The organism is Enterobacter sp. UCD-UG_FMILLET (assembly GCF_000762975.1).
GTDB lineage: Bacteria > Pseudomonadota > Gammaproteobacteria > Enterobacterales > Enterobacteriaceae > Enterobacter > Enterobacter dykesii.
Window position 1 is genome coordinate 21451 of sequence record NZ_JRJC01000020.1, and the last position, 16971, is coordinate 38421.

Annotated in this window: 18 protein-coding genes and 2 tRNA genes; 8 read left to right on the forward strand and 12 right to left on the reverse strand. The window is 56.1% G+C overall.

All coding sequences use genetic code 11. The annotated features are described in order from the left end of the window. Positions 1 to 1371, reverse strand: a complete 1371-nt coding sequence (locus LA04_RS09850; RefSeq protein WP_032657782.1) for a pyridoxal-phosphate dependent enzyme — start codon at positions 1369 to 1371, stop codon at positions 1 to 3. Positions 1372 to 1771: 400 nt separating this feature from the next. Here LA04_RS09850 and LA04_RS09855 point away from each other — a divergent pair, with 400 nt between their 5' ends. The 4 genes from LA04_RS09855 to fumD all read left to right on the forward strand — a co-directional run bounded on the left by LA04_RS09855 (position 1772) and on the right by fumD (position 4615). Beyond that, positions 1772 to 2794, forward strand: coding sequence for a methionine ABC transporter ATP-binding protein (locus LA04_RS09855; protein WP_047651403.1), 1023 nt, complete (start codon positions 1772 to 1774; stop codon positions 2792 to 2794). Next, a complete protein-coding gene (locus tag LA04_RS09860) occupies positions 2787 to 3455 on the forward strand; it encodes a methionine ABC transporter permease (RefSeq protein ID WP_047651404.1) in 669 nt (222 codons plus the stop codon). The genes LA04_RS09855 and LA04_RS09860 overlap by 8 nt, the downstream gene beginning before the upstream one ends. Positions 3456 to 3482: 27 nt before the next feature. Next, positions 3483 to 4295: a MetQ/NlpA family ABC transporter substrate-binding protein gene (locus tag LA04_RS09865; protein WP_047651405.1), complete on the forward strand. Its 813-nt coding sequence runs from the start codon at positions 3483 to 3485 to the stop codon at positions 4293 to 4295. A gap of 110 nt (positions 4296 to 4405) precedes the next feature. Further along, positions 4406 to 4615: a fumarate hydratase FumD gene (gene fumD / locus LA04_RS09870; RefSeq protein ID WP_008500615.1), complete on the forward strand. Its 210-nt coding sequence runs from the start codon at positions 4406 to 4408 to the stop codon at positions 4613 to 4615. Here fumD and LA04_RS09875 read toward each other — a convergent pair. Genes LA04_RS09875 through LA04_RS09890 form a run of 4 tightly spaced genes read right to left on the reverse strand, consistent with a single transcriptional unit; the run spans position 4596 to position 7690 of the window. Then, positions 4596 to 5282 carry an amino acid ABC transporter permease gene (locus LA04_RS09875; RefSeq protein ID WP_047651406.1) on the reverse strand — a complete coding sequence of 229 codons (687 nt, stop codon included), beginning with the start codon at positions 5280 to 5282 and terminating at the stop codon, positions 4596 to 4598. The genes fumD and LA04_RS09875 overlap by 20 nt on opposite strands. Next, entirely contained in the window at positions 5266 to 6042 is a 777-nt protein-coding gene (locus tag LA04_RS09880; RefSeq protein ID WP_047651407.1) for an amino acid ABC transporter permease, read from the reverse strand. The genes LA04_RS09875 and LA04_RS09880 overlap by 17 nt, the downstream gene beginning before the upstream one ends. Further along, entirely contained in the window at positions 6042 to 6857 is an 816-nt protein-coding gene (locus LA04_RS09885) for an amino acid ABC transporter ATP-binding protein (protein ID WP_047651408.1), read from the reverse strand. Before LA04_RS09885 ends, LA04_RS09880 begins: the two co-directional genes overlap by 1 nt. A 2-nt stretch (positions 6858 to 6859) precedes the next feature. After that, on the reverse strand, positions 6860 to 7690 hold the full coding sequence (locus tag LA04_RS09890; RefSeq protein WP_161785591.1) for an ABC transporter substrate-binding protein: 831 nt from the start codon (positions 7688 to 7690) through the stop codon (positions 6860 to 6862). A gap of 245 nt (positions 7691 to 7935) precedes the next feature. Here LA04_RS09890 and LA04_RS24760 point away from each other — a divergent pair, with 245 nt between their 5' ends. Beyond that, entirely contained in the window at positions 7936 to 8103 is a 168-nt protein-coding gene (locus LA04_RS24760; RefSeq protein ID WP_038419198.1) for a hypothetical protein, read from the forward strand. Between the two features lie 92 nt (positions 8104 to 8195). Here the strand turns inward: LA04_RS24760 and LA04_RS24380 are convergent, their stop codons facing one another. Next, positions 8196 to 8336, reverse strand: a complete 141-nt coding sequence (locus LA04_RS24380) for a hypothetical protein (protein ID WP_003857665.1) — start codon at positions 8334 to 8336, stop codon at positions 8196 to 8198. Positions 8337 to 8461: 125 nt separating this feature from the next. Here LA04_RS24380 and LA04_RS09905 point away from each other — a divergent pair, with 125 nt between their 5' ends. Both LA04_RS09905 and LA04_RS09910 read left to right on the forward strand, forming a co-directional pair. Beyond that, the gene (locus tag LA04_RS09905) at positions 8462 to 9244 is read left to right on the forward strand and encodes an MBL fold metallo-hydrolase (RefSeq protein ID WP_047651409.1); all 783 of its coding nucleotides are present in this window, start codon (positions 8462 to 8464) and stop codon (positions 9242 to 9244) included. Positions 9245 to 9316: 72 nt separating this feature from the next. Beyond that, positions 9317 to 9952, forward strand: a complete 636-nt coding sequence (locus LA04_RS09910) for a carbonic anhydrase (protein ID WP_023311344.1) — start codon at positions 9317 to 9319, stop codon at positions 9950 to 9952. Between the two features lie 28 nt (positions 9953 to 9980). On the opposite strand, the gene LA04_RS09915 is transcribed toward LA04_RS09910, so the two are convergent. The 4 genes from LA04_RS09915 to mdtK form a co-directional block, all read right to left on the reverse strand. Further along, a complete protein-coding gene (locus LA04_RS09915) occupies positions 9981 to 11576 on the reverse strand; it encodes an FAD-NAD(P)-binding protein (RefSeq protein ID WP_047651410.1) in 1596 nt (531 codons plus the stop codon). Positions 11577 to 11695: 119 nt separating this feature from the next. After that, positions 11696 to 11772 (reverse strand) — tRNA-Val (locus tag LA04_RS09920). Between the two features lie 4 nt (positions 11773 to 11776). Continuing rightward, positions 11777 to 11853, reverse strand: a tRNA-Val gene (locus LA04_RS09925). 153 nt (positions 11854 to 12006) lie between these two features. After that, positions 12007 to 13380, reverse strand: a complete 1374-nt coding sequence (gene mdtK, locus LA04_RS09930) for an MdtK family multidrug efflux MATE transporter (RefSeq protein WP_047651411.1) — start codon at positions 13378 to 13380, stop codon at positions 12007 to 12009. Positions 13381 to 13605: 225 nt separating this feature from the next. Here mdtK and LA04_RS09935 point away from each other — a divergent pair, with 225 nt between their 5' ends. Next, positions 13606 to 14250 (forward strand): riboflavin synthase, encoded by a 645-nt coding sequence (locus LA04_RS09935; RefSeq protein ID WP_023311347.1) that lies wholly within the window; start codon positions 13606 to 13608, stop codon positions 14248 to 14250. A gap of 31 nt (positions 14251 to 14281) precedes the next feature. Here LA04_RS09935 and cfa read toward each other — a convergent pair whose 3' ends face one another. Then, a complete protein-coding gene (gene cfa / locus LA04_RS09940) occupies positions 14282 to 15430 on the reverse strand; it encodes a cyclopropane fatty acyl phospholipid synthase (RefSeq protein WP_047651412.1) in 1149 nt (382 codons plus the stop codon). A gap of 298 nt (positions 15431 to 15728) precedes the next feature. Continuing rightward, on the reverse strand, positions 15729 to 16928 hold the full coding sequence (gene punC, locus LA04_RS09945) for a purine nucleoside transporter PunC (protein WP_047651413.1): 1200 nt from the start codon (positions 16926 to 16928) through the stop codon (positions 15729 to 15731). Positions 16929 to 16971: the final 43 nt, after the last annotated feature.

The window sequence follows — 16971 nt, forward strand, 5'->3', positions numbered from 1 at the left end:
TTATTGCTGAAGACGGTTGCGCCAGGCGGTCAGAACGTCGCTGCGCGTAATCAGACCGAGAAAACGGTCGTTGTCATTAATCACGGCCACCAGACCGCGGTCGAAGATGGCGTTCAGTGCGCTTTCCGGGGCGTGTTTATCCAGAAACTCCACCTGGCGCGTCATGGCTGCCGTCACCGGAAGCGCGAAGCGATCGCCATCGCCGCCGATATGCCGCAGGAGATCCCACTCGTCGATAATGCCCACCACCTTGCCGTTCTCCAGCACCGGCAGCTGGGAGATGTCATACAGACGCATGCGTGCCAGGACGGTGGAAAGCGTGTCGTCCGGGGCCGCGGTGACGGTGGCACCTTCATCGTGACGCAGGGCGATGTAGTCGGAGAGGTCGCCGGCCTGAGGACGCGTGATGAGCCCCTGCTGTCGCATCCAGTCGTCGTTGAACATCTTCGAGAGATACTTATTGCCGCTGTCGCAGGCGAAGGTCACCACGCGTTTCGGCGCGGTCTGCGCCTGGCAATACTTCAGCGCGGCCGCCAGCAGCGTGCCGCTGGAGGAGCCCGCCAGAATGCCTTCCGTTTTCAGCAGATCGCGCGCGGTGGTGAAGGCCTCTCGGTCGGTGATGCGCCAGGCGCGATTCACCCCTTCGATGTGGGCCAGCGGCGGAATAAAGTCTTCGCCAATACCTTCAACCAGCCAGGAGCCCGCGTCGTGGTAGCGTCCGGTTTCCACCTGGTCGGCCAGAACCGATCCGGCAGGGTCGGCCAGGACAAACTCCGTGTGCGGAGAATGCTCGGCGAACCACGCCTGGAGGCCGCCCAGCGTACCGCCTGAGCCGACGCCCACCACGATGGCGTCGATCCGCCCATCAAGCTGCTCGTACAGTTCCGGTGCCGTGGTGGTGCGGTGCGCCAGCGGGTTGGCTTCGTTATTGAACTGATCGATGTAAAACGCGCCGGGCAGCTCGTTGGCCAGGCGCTGGGCGTAATCCTGGTAATAGGCGGGGTGGCCCTTGTTAACGTCGGAGCGGGTCAGCACCACCTGGGCACCCAGCGCGCGCAGGTGGAAAATCTTCTCGCGGCTCATTTTGTCCGGCACCACCAGGATCAGCGAGTAGCCTTTCTGGGCAGCGATCAGGGCCAGGCCGAGACCGGTATTCCCCGCCGTGGCCTCAATTATCGTGCCGCCCGGCTGCAGCTGGCCGGTACGCTCCGCTTCGTTAATCATCGACAGCGCAACGCGATCCTTAATAGAGCCGCCCGGATTCTGGTTTTCCAGCTTCAGGAACAGCGAGCAGGGGCCGGTATCGAGCTTGTGCAGCTGGATAAGCGGGGTACGGCCAATCAGTTCGGTGACGGAGTGGTAAATCGTCATGATGTTTTCCTTTCTGGATGTCATGACGGGATGATAGGGCGATGAAATTTTCTCAATAAAGAACCATTCACTGCCGTTTAGAACTGAAAAGCATATAAATGCGGTTTTCAGATGTCAGGACAGCAAGACGTAAAGTTGTCTGGATGTGGGGATGGCTATATCGGGATGAAATGCTGCAAAAATGACCGTTTTTCGCGGGCATCATCCAGCAGATATGCATCCGGCAGATAATCATTGCTGAAATTTGTCTAAATGCTTCCCACCCGGTAAATCCGCTGGTTATTTCCGAAAGTTATAACACATTCTTTTTTGTTCATTTGAAAGCTGATAACGCCTGTTTACTATCGTTTGGACATCCATACTGCTAAACAGCCATGCGCGAAACGGATAATGAATAAGAATGATCGTACTCAGGAATATTTCGAAGGTTTTTGACAACGGAAAGGTCGCACTGACTGCCGTTGATAACGTCAATTTGACGATAGAGCAGGGACAGATTTACGGAATTATTGGCTACAGCGGGGCCGGGAAAAGCACGCTGATTCGTCTGCTGAACGGTCTGGAAAAACCCAGCGCCGGAAGCGTCACCATTAACGGGCAGGACATCTCTGCGGCAAAGGGTGAAGCGCTGCGCCAGGCGCGCCTGAAAATCAGCATGGTGTTCCAGCACTTCAACCTGCTGTGGTCGCGCACGGTGAGCGAGAATATCGCTTTCTCAATGCAAATCGCCGGGGTGCCAAAAGCCAGCATCAAGGCGCGCGTCGCCGAGCTGGTGGAGCTGGTTGGCCTGAAGGGGCGCGAGAATGCGTACCCGTCCCAGCTGAGCGGCGGGCAAAAGCAGCGCGTGGGCATTGCACGTGCTTTAGCTAACAACCCTGACGTGCTGCTCTGCGATGAAGCCACCTCCGCGCTCGACCCGCAGACTACCGATCAGATCCTCGATCTGCTGCTGGATATTAACCGTCGGTTCAAACTGACCATCGTGCTGATCACCCACGAGATGCACGTGGTGCGCAAAATCTGCGACCGCGTGGCGGTGATGGAGAACGGTAAAGTGGTGGAAGAGGGCGACGTGCTGAGCGTCTTTACCCATCCGCAGCAGCCGATTACGCAGCAGTTTGTCCGTCAGGTGAGCCAGTATGCCGAGGAGGAAACCTTCAACACGGAACTGGCAAACGATCTGGAAGGCACGGTCATCAGGCTGACCTTTACCGGGCACAGCACCCATAAGCCGATCGTGGGTGAACTGACCCTACGCTACGGCCTGCCTTTTAACATCCTGCACGGGAAAATGACGCAAACCGCCCACGGCGTGTTTGGTCAGCTCTGGGTACATGTCGTGGCATCCGATGAACAACTGAACAATATCCTCGCCGACCTGCAGCACAGCGATATTGAAGGCGAGGTAATTAAACATGGCTGAGAATCTCTTTCCGCATCTCAAGTGGGATCAGCTCTGGGCGGCGACGCTGGAGACGCTGTACATGACCGCGCTGTCCGGCGTGGCGACGTTTGTGCTGGGCATCGTGCTGGGTCTGGCGCTGTTTTTAACCGCGCGCGGCGGGCTGTTCCACAACCGCAGGGTTTACAGCGTGATTTCGATTGTCGTGAACGTGTTCCGCTCGATTCCGTTCATCATTCTGATTGTCCTGCTGATCCCGTTCACCAAGACCGTCGTTGGCACCATTCTTGGTGCCAACGCGGCGCTGCCGGCGCTGATTGTGGGCGCGGCACCGTTCTACGCACGCCTGGTGGAAATTGCCCTGCGTGAAGTGGATAAAGGCGTCATCGAAGCAACGCGCTCGATGGGCGCACGACTGAGCACGCTCGTGTTTCGGGTTTTACTGCCGGAATCATCACCCGCACTGGTATCGGGTATTACGGTGACGCTGATTGCGCTGGTGAGCTACAGCGCAATGGCGGGAGTGATTGGCGCCGGTGGTTTGGGAAATCTGGCTTATCTGGAAGGATTCCAGCGCAACCATGGTGACGTCACGCTGGTGGCAACGGTGACCATTTTGATCATCGTTTTCATTATCCAGTTCTGCGGCGATGTCATTACTTCACTGTTAGACAAAAGATAATCTCTAATAACACACAGGAACCACATCATGAAAAAAACACTGACACTGATCGCCGCCGCAACTCTGAGCGCCCTGAGCTTCGCCTCCTGGGCCGACACCCTGACCGTGGGCGCATCCAACACGCCGCACGCCGAAATTCTGGAGCAGGCAAAGCCAATTCTGGCAAAGCAGGGTATCGACCTGGAGATCAAACCGTTCCAGGACTACATTCTGCCGAACACCGCGCTGGCGGGTCATGACATCGACGCGAACTATTTCCAGCACATTCCTTACCTGAACAGCGTGCTGAAGGATCATGCGGGCGATAAAGACTACGATTTCGTCAGTGCGGGCGCGATCCACATTGAGCCAATCGGCATCTACTCCAAAAAATACAAGTCGCTGAAAGACCTGCCGGAAGGCGGCACGATCATCATGCGTGACGCGGTTTCTGAAGAGGGGCGTATTCTCTCCATCTTCGAGAAAGAGGGCGTGATCAAGCTGAAGCCGGGCATCGACAAAGTGACCGCGCGCATCAGCGACATCGTTGAGAACCCGAAAAAGCTGAAATTCACGCCGAACGTTGAAGCCTCTCTGCTGCCGCAGATGTACAACAACGACGAAGGCGCTGCGGTGGTGATCAACGCCAACTACGCGATTGATGCAGGTCTGGACCCGGTTCACGACCCGATTGCGGTAGAGAGCGGTGAAAACAACCCGTACGCCAACATCATTACCGTGCATCGCGGTGACGAGAAGAAGAAAGATATCGTAGCGCTGGTGAACGTCCTGCACTCGAAAGAGATTCAGGACTGGATCCGCACCAAGTACAAAGGCGCGGTCATCCCAGTAAACAACTAATGTACTGATTTTACAGATGAAGCCCGGCGAGTCTCTCGCCGGGCTTCTTTTTTGTATCCGGCAGGAGAATCATTTAAGCTCAACGTTTAAAAGGCAATGGAGTGATGACGATGGGTAACGTGACCAAAGATGAAGCGCTGTACCAGGAGATGTGCCGGGTGGTCGGGAAGGTGGTGCTTGAGATGCGTGATTTAGGGCAGGAGCCAAAGCATATTGTCATTGCCGGAGTCCTGCGTACCGCGCTGGCGAACCAGCGCGTTAAACGCAGTGAACTGACAACCGAAGCGATGGAAACGGTGGTTAAAGCGCTGGCCGGGTAATGCGCCAGCGTTTCGCAAGCTGCTCGAGCGAGCAGCAGAGCAGGTAGTAGACCACGCCCGTAAAGATAAAAATGGCCGCCGGGTATATTTGCACCCGGTTGTTGACCTGTCCCGCCACCGTGGTCAGTTCCGGGACGTTCACGATAAACGCCAGCGACGTATCCTTCAGCAGGCTGATAAAAATCCCCACCAGCGACGGCAGAATATTCCTCAGCGCCTGCGGCAGCAGCACGCGCAGGAGGGTTTGCCGCGTGCTGAATCCCTGTGACAGTGCGGCCTCGTACTGCCCGGGCGGGAGCGCGTTAAGCCCGGCCAGCACCGAGTGCATCACGGTGGCCGCGGTAAACCAGGCCAGCGCCAGCGTGACGGTCAGCGCTCCCGGCAGATCGCCTCCGGTGATAAGCGGCAGCAGATACCACATCCAGAAAATCACGAAGATGAGCGGGATACCGCGGATCAGCTCTGCCCATAAAAACAGGGCCTTTCGCACGAGCCCGGTAAAGCGCCAGGCCAGACACGCGAGCACTATCCCACCGGGCAGAGCGATGACGGCGGCCCCGGCAGCCATCATTAACGACAGCAGTACGCCCCCCGGTTCACCCGTTGCCGCGCGTCCCCACAGCAGATAGTCGAGGTTGTCGGTGATGACGTTAAGTCCGGCAATCATGTTTTTCACTCCCTGCGATGACGACGTTCGGGCGTTTACGTTTCGCCTGCGGCCCAAGGCGTACCAGCACCATCCCCATGACCAGGCCGGTCAGCAGATAGAGCGCGGTTCCGAGGGTAAATGCCTCCAGCGCGTGCGCGTTATAGCTCTCGATCTGCCTGACCTGATAGGTCAGTTCGGCGAAACCAATTCCGCTCGCGAGCGAGGAGAGCTTCATCAGATTAAGGTACTGACCTACAACGGGCTGCCAGGCGTTGGCCAGGCCCTGCGGCAGAAGAATGTAGCGAAACAGACGCCACGCGGAGAATCCCTGCGCGAGCGCCGCCTCACGCTGTCCGGCAGGCACGGAACGTAACCCCGACTCCACCTCTTCGATTAAAAACGCCGAGGTAAAGACCCCCAGCCCCCAGGCAGAACATAAAAATTCGGGCGTAAACCACCAGACGTCGCCGGGCAGAATTGACCAGCTGTGATCCGCGTTCACCGTGTCGCGAAACGCCTGCGGTAATCCGTTCCAGGCGGCAAAATACCAGAACAGCAGCTGCACCAGCAGCGGCGTATTGCGAAACAGCGACACCCAGCTGCTGACGACCGCATTCCCGGGGCGGCCGCCGGAAAGGCGCAGGAGCATAAAGAGCAGTGCGAGCAGGCTGGCCAGCAGCATCCCGGCAAGCGTTACCCACAGGGTGGTGAGAAATCCGGAGAATATCCACTGCAGAGGCTGTCCGGTCAGTACCCCCTGCCAGTCGAGCGCGGGCATTACAGATGCTCCTGATGCAGCGGGTTGAGCACCTTTTGCAGGAAACGCTGCGCGCGCGGATGCGACGGCTGGCTGAAAAACTGTGCCGGCGGCGCCGTTTCCAGAATTTGCCCGCCGTCGATAAAGACAATCCGGTCGGCGATTTCTCGCGCAAACTGCATCTCGTGGGTCACCACGATCATCGTGATCCCGCTGTGGGCGAGGGCTTTCATCACAAACAGCACTTCACCAATCATCTCCGGATCCAGCGCGGAGGTGGGTTCATCGAACAGAATGATTTGCGGTGAAGAGGCCAGGGCGCGGGCAATCGCCACGCGCTGCTGCTGTCCACCGGAAAGCTCTGCCGGGAAATGGTGGGCTTTTTCCAGCATCCCGACCTTCTCCAGCAGGGCCAGCGCGCGCTCCTGTGCGGGGTGCGGCTTCCAGCCGTGAACGTGCTCCAGCGCCAGGGTGATGTTCTGGCTGGCGGTGAGGTGGGCGTAAAGATTGAACTGCTGGAACACAAACCCCACGCGGCTTCGCAGCTGACGCAGCCCGGTACCGGAGAGCTTTGCGGTAGGCTTGTTGTCGACCAGAATCTCTCCGCCGCTCAGGGTTTCAAGCTGGTTGATGAGACGGATCAGGGTGGATTTACCGGAACCCGAAGGGCCGAGGATGGCGACCACTTCACCGGGCGTGATGGTGAGGTTAATGTCGTTTAAAACCTGATGGTCACCGTAGCGTTTGTCCACATGACGAAACTCGACGCTGGCCTGTTCCAGATGTGAAAAATCCGCGGCACCGGCCGCGGAGTGTGAAAATAAACCTGAGAGCATAATTATCTGGCTTCTATTTTAAAGGCGCGAGGCTGTGGGGCTGGGGTGCCTGGACCAAACCAGACGTCGTAGATTTTTGCCGCCTGGCCGTTCTTCTCGAGATTAACCAGCTCGTCGTTAACGGCCTTCAGCAGCGCCTTTTCACCTTTCTTCACCCCAACGCCAATCTCTTCTTTACTGAGCAGATCGGGCAGGATTTTGAAGTTCGCTTTATCCGGCGCCTGCGCCAGCAGACCGGCCAGAATGGTGCTGTCCTGGGTGATGGCCTGCACGTTGCCGTTGCGCAGTGCCGTCAGCGCCAGCGGAATATCGTCATACGAGAGCACGCGTGACTGCGGGAAACGCTGGTGCAGCGCCTGCTCGCCCGTCGTTCCTTTTACCGCGCCAATGCGCGCCCGGCTGTAGTCATCAAGCCTGTCCGGTGATTTAGCCGGCACCAGGAACTGCTGGCCGGTGACAAAGTAAGGTGTCGAGAAATCAATCACCTGCGCGCGTTCCGGGGTGATGGTGATATCCGCCACGATAAGGTCGGCTTTGCCGGACTGCAGAAGCGGAATGCGGTTGGCCGGATTGGTGGTAACCAGTTCAAGCTTTACGCCGAGGGATTTTGCCAGCGCTTTGGCGAAGTCCACGTCATAACCCACGATCTCGTGCGTTTTGGCATCAACAGAGCCAAACGGCGGGTTGGCGTCAAACGTGGCCACTTTCACCACCCCTGCGGCCTTAATATCCGCCAGCTGATCCGCCTGTGCCTGCGCTGAAAGCAGGCTCCCCGCCGCCAGTAAGCCCAGAACCAGTGTCCGTTTTGTAAACCCTTTCATGTTTGCTGCCATAGTCATTCGCCATCCCGTTGTTTTTGTTTTACCCCGCTACGCTCCCATAAGCGAAAGCTATCGCCAAATAAGAAATCGTTCTTTGCTATGAGCAAAAAAGCATTAGTGAACAAGGTGTTAATGAAGAGTGAAACGAACGGGATGCTATTTGCAGATCCTGCACATCGACAGTGGATTTTGGTATTTCCCCCGCGCGGCATTTGAGTGCTTAACTGAGATCAGACACGGCGAGAGAGGGTAAGACGATGAAAAAATGGATCAGCACGTTACGGCGGTTTTTTGCGGCCAGGCCAGCGAATGCGGAGAACAGCGCGCAACGTGTTCTTGAGTCAATCCTGCCTGTCGCCAGCCTGTATGGCGTAGACGTTGCCAACATTGACCCGGAGTGGTTCCATGATAAAACGTCACGCTGAACTGCGCCGCACGCGCGAAACGTACTGGAACGAAGTGTGCGTGACGTTTAACGAGTGAAATAAAAAAGCACCGGTTTCCCGGTGCTTTTTTATTAGATTTTGCAGGCGTCGCCGCAGTCGTCGTCGGCGACAATCGCCTGCGCTTTTTTGTCTGCATCGTCCAGACGTTCCGCATTACGCTCTTCGGCTTCATCCAGACCGTTAAAGACTAAGTTATCGAGATCAATTTCCATGTGGCACCTGCTCTGTTCAGTTTTTGATACTGGCACAGTATAGGGCAAAAAAAGCCAGCAATGTACCTCGCAGCACATAAGGATAATCCCTGCCATACTCAGTGCTTTATCGCTGAGGAGAGCACATGATTACACTCTGTAAAACCTGTGGAACCGCCTACGATACGCAGCCGGACAGATGTCCAATTTGCGAGGATGAACGCCAGTACGTGCCCGCCACGGGCCAGGCGTGGACCGATTTCGACACCGTCACCGCCACCCATAGCAACAAATGGCAGCTGCTGGAGCCGCGGCTGCTTGGGATCAAAACGGTGCCTGCGTTTGCGATCAACCAGCGGGCGCTATTCCTGCAAACGCCTTACGGCAATATCCTCTGGGACTGCATCGCCAACCTCGACCCCGCAACCAAAACGCTCATTACCGCCCTGGGCGGCATCAGCGCAATTGCGATTTCACATCCGCACTATTACACCACGATGCAGGAGTGGGCCGCGGCGTTTGATGCGCCGGTGTACCTGCACGCCAGCGACAGAGAGTGGGTCATGCGCGACAGCCCGGCCATTCATTTCTGGGAGGGGGATGCGCTGGAGATTTTCCCGTCGGTCACCCTGCTGCGTCTGGGCGGGCATTTTGCCGGTGGAACGGTGCTGCACTGGCAGGAGGGGGACGGAATATTGCTGGTGGGCGATATTCTGCAGGTCACGCCGGGTAAAGACGCCGTCTCGTTTATGTGGAGCTATCCGAATTATCTTCCGCTGCCGGCCCGCACCGTGGCGTCGGTGGTGAGTCATCTCGAAGGCAAAACCTTTGAACGTCTGTACGGCGCGTTCGAAGGGCAGAACATCCAGGCCAGTGCGGACGAGATTGTTCAGCGGTCGGGCCAGAAATATATTGCTTGTCTGAAGTAAACCACGATGGGTAAACTTTACGAGTGTGATCGCGATCATACCTAAACTAAAACAGATAAAAGAGACATTGCTATGCAACATATCATTGAAGGTTTTCTCAGCTTTCAAAAAGAGATTTTCCCGCAACGTAAAGAACTCTTCCGCAGTTTAGCGTCCAGCCAGAATCCCAAAGCGCTGTTCATCTCATGCTCCGACAGCCGTCTGGTCCCGGAACTGGTCACCCAGCAAGAGCCAGGACAACTCTTTGTCATTCGTAATGCTGGCAACATCGTGCCGCCGTTCGGGCCGGAACCTGGCGGTGTGTCTGCAACCATCGAATACGCCGTGGTGGCGCTGGGCGTCACGGATATCGTGATTTGCGGTCACTCCAACTGTGGCGCGATGAAGGCGATTGCCGATAACGCGAACCTGGAGCCGATGCCTGCTGTGTCACACTGGCTGCGCTATTCCGACGCGGCGAAAGCGGTGGTTGAGAAGAAAACCTGGGATAAGCCGATCGATAAAGTCAATGCGATGGTGCAGGAGAACGTGTTTGCGCAGCTGAGCAACATTAAGACCCACCCGTCCGTGGCGGTGGGCCTGCGTAATAACTCCATCCGACTGCACGGCTGGGTGTACGACATTGAAAGCGGCAAAATCCTTGCGCTGGATAAAGCGACGAAAACCTTCGTTTCGCTGTCTGAAAACCCGGAAGTCTTCTTCGAGTAATCCGCGACAGCAGGGCATGGAAGCCCTGTCAGTTCTCAATATACGGTAGTCTGCGCCGCGATCGCGACGCGGTTTTTTCCGCCCCCTTCGCCATTGCTTCCGCAATCTCTGCACACTCTGCCAGCCCCTGAACGAAGGGACGATCGTGCATTAGCCACGGTATCGCACCGAAGGCGATGCGTCCGCGAGCGGCGTCAGGCGCTTTTAAGGTGTAATCCTCACCGAGGTCAGGTATCTCTTCACCCGTGGCTTCCAGCTGTTTGCGCAGCGTCGGGAAGGGTAGATCTTTCGTTTTCAGCGGCTTTTGTCCGCGGGCGTCAATAAACACGTCGAAACGGTAAACGGTCTCTTTTGTGGTGATCACCGTTCGATCGCTGCCAACGTCCAGCGTGTAATCGTCACCGAGCGTCGCCACGCTGATGATGCCGGCTTCGCGAAGCGCGAGCAGCCTGCGGATAGACTGCGGAGGGATGGCCGCATAGTTGTCGATGAATACGCGGGCGAGGCCTTGCTTAAAGCGCTCTCTGTCCCGTTCGTTGAGGTGGGGAACAATCTCCTGAACCAGCTCATGCAGCCGAAGCACGGTATAGCGCCAGGCTACGGTGCGCCGCTCGCGTTTGTTCCGCTCAACCTCGATGAGATTCTCTTCCGCCCAGGTAAAGGGGCCGTGCCGTTTACGATCCTCAAACCAGGCCTCACGTATGCTGTCCGCATTCTGCTTATGCAGGGATATTTTCTCACACCACGCCGGGTCAGCGAGCTGAAGCTCTTTCACCACCAGGGTAAAGATGCGATCGAGCAGGCCATCCGATCCTTTGGCAATCTCGGTTTCAACCACGAATTCGGTTAGGACCGACAGCGGTTCATAAGGAATAGGGCAGTAAAAATCGGCTTCCGGCAGAATGCCCGTCCTGGACATCAGCGTAATGTTTAACCCTTCACTGCCGCTGTCGAGGATGAATTTACCGTCACGAAACTCGCCGTGCTGCATCACCACCGCCATGGCCGCGTCGAGACCGCTTAACGATGTCCCCATAATACCGACGCGGCAGGGAGGAATACTGGCGTCCATCAGACCGGACCACGGGCTTGGGAAGAACGTTCTCGTAGCTTCATCCTCTTCTGGCCAGACGTGACCGGTGGCGATAACCGCAAGGTCGAATTGATCGGGCAAGACGCTGCCGTTGACGGAAAGCGTAACGCCGGTTGTTGCGGGAATGATGTCTGTGACCTTCGCAGATTCATGGACATCAACGCTGAATCCTAGCCTCTTTGCCTCTTTTACGATGGAAAGAAAGCTGTCGCGGAAATACTCACCCAGCAGAAGCCGGGGCAGGAACTGCCGGTCATGTAAACGGGTTTTATCGACCTTAAAGCGCGCCAGATGGGCGTCACTCTGTTCCTTGAGCCAGTCGAGGTAGGTCATAAAAATGGGCGGGATTTCAATGCTCGCAATGTTCGCCAGCATCAGCCGGGAATTGTCGTCGTCGTTATAGGGCATACCCACGCCAGCGTCTTCGGATTGTTCAAAGATGGAAACTGAGAGCGGCGTGCTGTTTTTAAGGAGATGATAAAAAGTATAAATCCCTGTGGGGCCGGAGCCGATAATCGCGATCTTCTTCATCAACACGTTTCCTGTGTTTTTTTCCATAAGAAAAGCGTAGCAGGAGAATAATGATGAAAATAAGGGATTAAGAAAATTCAGGATATCAGAAGAGGATTTGCACCATTTCAGGACTGAAATGGTGCGTCCGAGTGGACTCGAACCACCGACCCCCACCATGTCAAGGTGGTGCTCTAACCAACTGAGCTACGGACGCAGAATGGTGCGTTCAATTGGACTCGAACCAACGACCCCCACCATGTCAAGGTGGTGCTCTAACCAACTGAGCTATGAACGCAACGTGTTGTCGGTGACAACGGGGACGAATATTAGCGGCACAGCACCGAGGTGGCAAGAGGGAAAATGCAATTTTCTCTCTGATTTCACGCGATTGCTGTATTACCGCGCAAAGTGAAGAGAAAGTAGCCGCCAGGCGGCGGCTACCGCGTCGTTAACGTGCAGCGCGCTGCAAAATGACCGTTGATGGCTGGCGCTGCAGGAAGCGCATGCGCATCATCATCATAATCGCCGCCGAGGTCAGGCCGATAATAAAGCCCATCCAGAACCCCGCCGGCCCCATGCGGTCCACCACCAGGTCGGTCAGGGCCAGAATATAGCCACACGGCAGACCCAGCACCCAGTAGGCGATGAAGGTGATAAAGAAGATGGAGCGCGTGTCTTTATATCCGCGCAGCACGCCGCTGCCAATCACCTGAATGGAGTCAGAGATCTGGTAAATCGCGGCCAGCAGCATAAGGTGCGATGCCAGCGTGACCACTTCCGGATTGTCGTTATAGAGCAGGGCAATCTGCTCGCGTAATGCAACGGTAAAGAGCGCCGTACAGACCGCCATGCAGACGCCGACACCCAGCCCGGTTCGGGCGGCCGTTTGCGCATCCAGCGTTGAGCCCTGGCCAAGGCGGAAGCCAACGCGGATCGTCACCGCCGCCGCCAGCGACATCGGCAGGACGAACATCAGGGAGCTGAAGTTCAGCGCAATCTGGTGCCCGGCCACGTTCACAATGCCCAGCGGGGAGACCAGCAGGGCGACCACGGCAAACAGGGTCACCTCAAAGAACAGCGCGAGGGCGATCGGCAACCCTAGCTGCACCAGACGCGTCATGATGTTCCAGTCCGGCGTGCTAAATTTGTTCTCGTTGCGAATATCGCGCATGGAGCGGGCGCGTTTTACAAAGACGATCATCGAGAAGAACATCACCCAGTAAACGGCTGCCGTCGCCACGCCGCAGCCGACGCCGCCAAGCTCCGGCATCCCGAAATGACCGTAAATAAAGATATAGTTCACCGGAATATTGACCAGTAAACCGATAAACCCCATCACCATACCGGGCTTGGTTTTCGCCAGACCTTCACACTGGTTACGCGCCACCTGGAAAAAGAGGTAGCCTGGCGCACCCCAGAGCAGGGCGCGCAGATAGCCCACGGCTTTATCAGCCAGTGCCGGGTCAATGTTATGCATAGCGCGAATGATGTGACCCGCGTTCCAGAGCACAACCATGATCAGCACGGAGACAAACCCTGCCAGCCAGAAACCCTGACGGACCTGATGGGCAATGCGCTCGCGACGACCCGAGCCATTGAGCTGAGCGATAACCGGCGTGAGCGCGAGCAGCAGACCGTGGCCGAACAGGATGGCCGGAAGCCAGATTGACGTGCCGATAGCCACGGCCGCCATATCGGTGGCGCTGTAGCCACCTGCCATTACCGTATCCACAAATCCCATTGCGGTCTGGGCCACTTGCGCGACGATCACTGGTATAGCCAGTGCCAATAGCTGGCGCGCTTCATTCATGTACTTCTGCACGTGAACACCTTTATTTTGTTGTTATTTGAGAGACTAAAAAAGCCGCCGAAACGGGCAGCAAGAAGAAAATGCAGGGGGGTGCCAGCTATTGTAGCGGGCTTTAGCTATTTATCTAGTGAAAAAATCGCCAGAAAATGCGCCCCGCTGGCAACCTGTTTTTCCAACTGTTATTGTGGTGAGATTAAACGGTGTCACCACCGTCTGGAAAAAACAGGAGTTGTAAGCATGTTTACTGGTATTGTGCAGGGCACCGCCAAAGTGGTGTCCATTGATGAAAAACCTAATTTCCGTACTCATGTTGTTGAGCTGCCGGAATATATGCTTGAGGGCATTGAAACAGGCGCGTCGATTGCCCACAACGGCTGCTGCCTGACCGTTACCGAAATTAACGGCAACCAGATTAGCTTTGATTTAATGAAAGAGACGCTGCGCATTACCAACCTTGGCGAGCTGGCGGTGGGAGATACCGTCAACGTTGAGCGGGCGGCGAAGTTCAGCGATGAGATTGGCGGCCACCTGATGTCCGGGCACATCATGACCACCGCTGAAGTGGCAAAAATCGTGACCTCGGAAAATAACCGTCAGATCTGGTTTAAAATGCAGGATCCTTCATTAATGAAATACATCCTCTATAAAGGATTTATTGGCATTGATGGGATTAGCCTGACGGTAGGTGAAGTGACGCCAACGCGATTTTGCGTACATTTAATTCCTGAAACGCTGCAGCGCACAACGCTGGGCGCTAAAAAACTGGGGCATCGCGTGAATATCGAAATCGATCCGCAAACCCAGGCGGTAGTGGATACGGTTGAGCGCGTGCTGGCAGCAAAAGAAGCGGCAATAATAAAGACCGCCGCAGAAGAAGAATAAAAAATAACCCCGGGCATCCGGGGTTATTTTTTTAGCGTGCGACACGTAATCCGTGTTCAATCCCGCGGCTGAATACCACCTGCCAGAGCTGAATATCCCGTGCGCGAAACGCCCCCGCGCAGGCATTCAGATAATAGCTAAACATCCGCCTGAATCGTTCAGAATAGTTGTCCGCAATTTCTGGCCAGGTCTCCTGAAAACGCGCATGCCAGGCCATCAACGTGGTGTCGTAATCCGCGCCAAAGTTATGCCAGTCTTCCATCACGAAATGGGGTTCACTGGCGTTGGCAATCTGGCGAACGGACGGTAAACAGCCATTCGGAAAGATGTATTTGTTGATCCACGGGTCGACGTTATTGTCGGTCCGCTTAGAGCCGATGGTGTGCAGCAGGAAGATACCGTCCGGCTTCAGATTCCGATCCACCACCTCAAAATAGGTAGCGTAGTTTTTCGGCCCGACGTGCTCAAACATGCCGACGGAAACGATCCGGTCAAACTGCTCGTTCAGGTCACGGTAGTCCTGCAGCCGGATATCCACATCGAGATCCTGGCAGCGCTCTCGCGCCATTTTTTGCTGTTCCGCTGAGATCGTGACGCCGACGACGCTGACGCCATAGTGTTTCGCCATAAAATACGCCAGCCCGCCCCAGCCGCAGCCGATATCCAGCACGCGCATACCGGGCTGGAGCTGCAGCTTCTCGCTAATCAGACGCAGCTTGGCCTGCTGGGCCTCTTCAAGGGTCGACGCGTCTTTCCAGTAGGCGCAGGAGTATTGCATGAAAGGGTCCAGCATACGGCTGAACAGGTCGTTGCCAAGATCGTAGTGTTCTTTGCCAACGATCCACGCGCGCTTTTTACTTTGCAGATTGAACAGTCGGGCAGAGGCGACGCGCAGGGTGTCTTTCAGATTGCGAGGGAGTTGATTTTCAAGACCGGCACGCAGCACGCTGGCGAAAAAGGTATCCAGACGCTCGCACTCCCACCAGCCGTCCATATAGCTTTCACCCAGGCCTAACGACCCTTCCCGCAACACGCGTTTAAAAAAGTCGGGATGTTTAACCTGAGGATCGGATGGCGATGATCCATTGATAGTGATGCCTGCTCGACCTAACAGTTCACTGACGATCCGGGACCAGTTATCGTCCGGAACGCTGACTTCTTCTATACACGATGAACTCATAGCTTCTCCATCACCCTACTGTGATCAGAACCTTAAAACAGCGTAGACGCTTTTTTTGGTTTGTGAGAAATCTCACGGTAAATACCGCGAGGCTAGTATCCGACGTAGAACAGAGGAAGGGAGATAACCCTTGCCGAAATGCCTTCCATGGTAAAACGGGAGCACTCCGGCTCCCGTTAACGCTTAATATTTATCGTATTTAATCGAACCAAATTTAGTATAGGCCTCAAAATTTGGTGATTCAATAGAAAATTCTTAGCAACCTAATCACTGAAAATTAACATGATTTCTGACGCAATCAGGCATGTGACGTTTCAACCTGAGCACTCTTTTCCTGCTCACGCTGCGCGGAGGTCTGCATGCGATAGCCCAATACCGCCAGCGCTACGGTGAACAGCATCACGCTGGTGGTGGTCAGGAGCGGCGTGGCAATCAGCGCCGAGACCACCAGGCTTGCCAGGAAGCACAGCCCCAGCTGCAGGGTGTTCTGCAGCGCGGCGGCGCGGCCTGTTGCCTGCGGAAACGGACGTAACGCCTGTGCCACCACGATCGGGTAAATCGCCCCGTTCGCGACGGCCATCACGCAGAATGGGATCAAAATTTCAGCCAGACCGGCACCGGGAATAAAGCCAACGGCCCAGGTCCCGATAACGCTCAGCGCATACAGCACCAGCAGCCACGGCAGCATCTGCTGACCTTCACACTTCTGCAGCGCCGCGCGACAGCCGTACCCGCCTACCAGGAACGCGATGGTCTGCGGAACATAGCTCAGGCCGATGGCTGCCGGGCTGTAACCCATATCGTGCAGGATGAACGGCGAGCCGGTGAGCCACGCGAAGAAACTTGCCGAGCAGGCGGCATAGATCAGGACATTCCCGCGATACGCTTTGGCGCTGAGCAGGGAAGTAAAGGTAATCGGCTTCGCGTCAGTATGCGCTTCTTTTTTATGCGCGGGCTTGAGGGCGAACGCCGGCAGCATCAGTATCAGAGTAATGGCAAACAGCGTGGCGAAAATGGCCTGCCAGTCGAAATGCGCGAGGATCCAGCTGCCCAACAGGGGAGCGAGGGCAGGTGAGAGACCCACCAGCGGCATAATGGTGGCGAAAATACGGTTTGTGCGGTTAGCCGGGTAATAGTCGGTGACCAGCGCCTGCCAGGTCACGGCCGCGGCACAGACGCCCACGGCCTGAATAAACCGCAGCACCAGCAGCCAGGTGGCATCGCGTACCCATAACATTCCCAGGCAGCCCACCGCAAAAATGGCCAGGCCCAGCAACAGTACCGGTTTACGACCAAAGCGATCCGAGAGCGGTCCCCAGAGCAGCTGCGCGAAGGCAAAACCGGCGAGGAACAAACTCAGGCTGGCGCTGATGGCGGCAGCCGGGGTTTGCAAATCTTCCTGCATGGCGGCAAACGCCGGCAGGTACATATCGGTGGCTAAAAAGCCCAGCACGCTTAAGCCGCCGAGCCAGACTAAAAAACCGTTCCTGGGTTGCATTATTTTATTCTCCTGAGGAGGCAGGTATACATTGGCGCTGAGT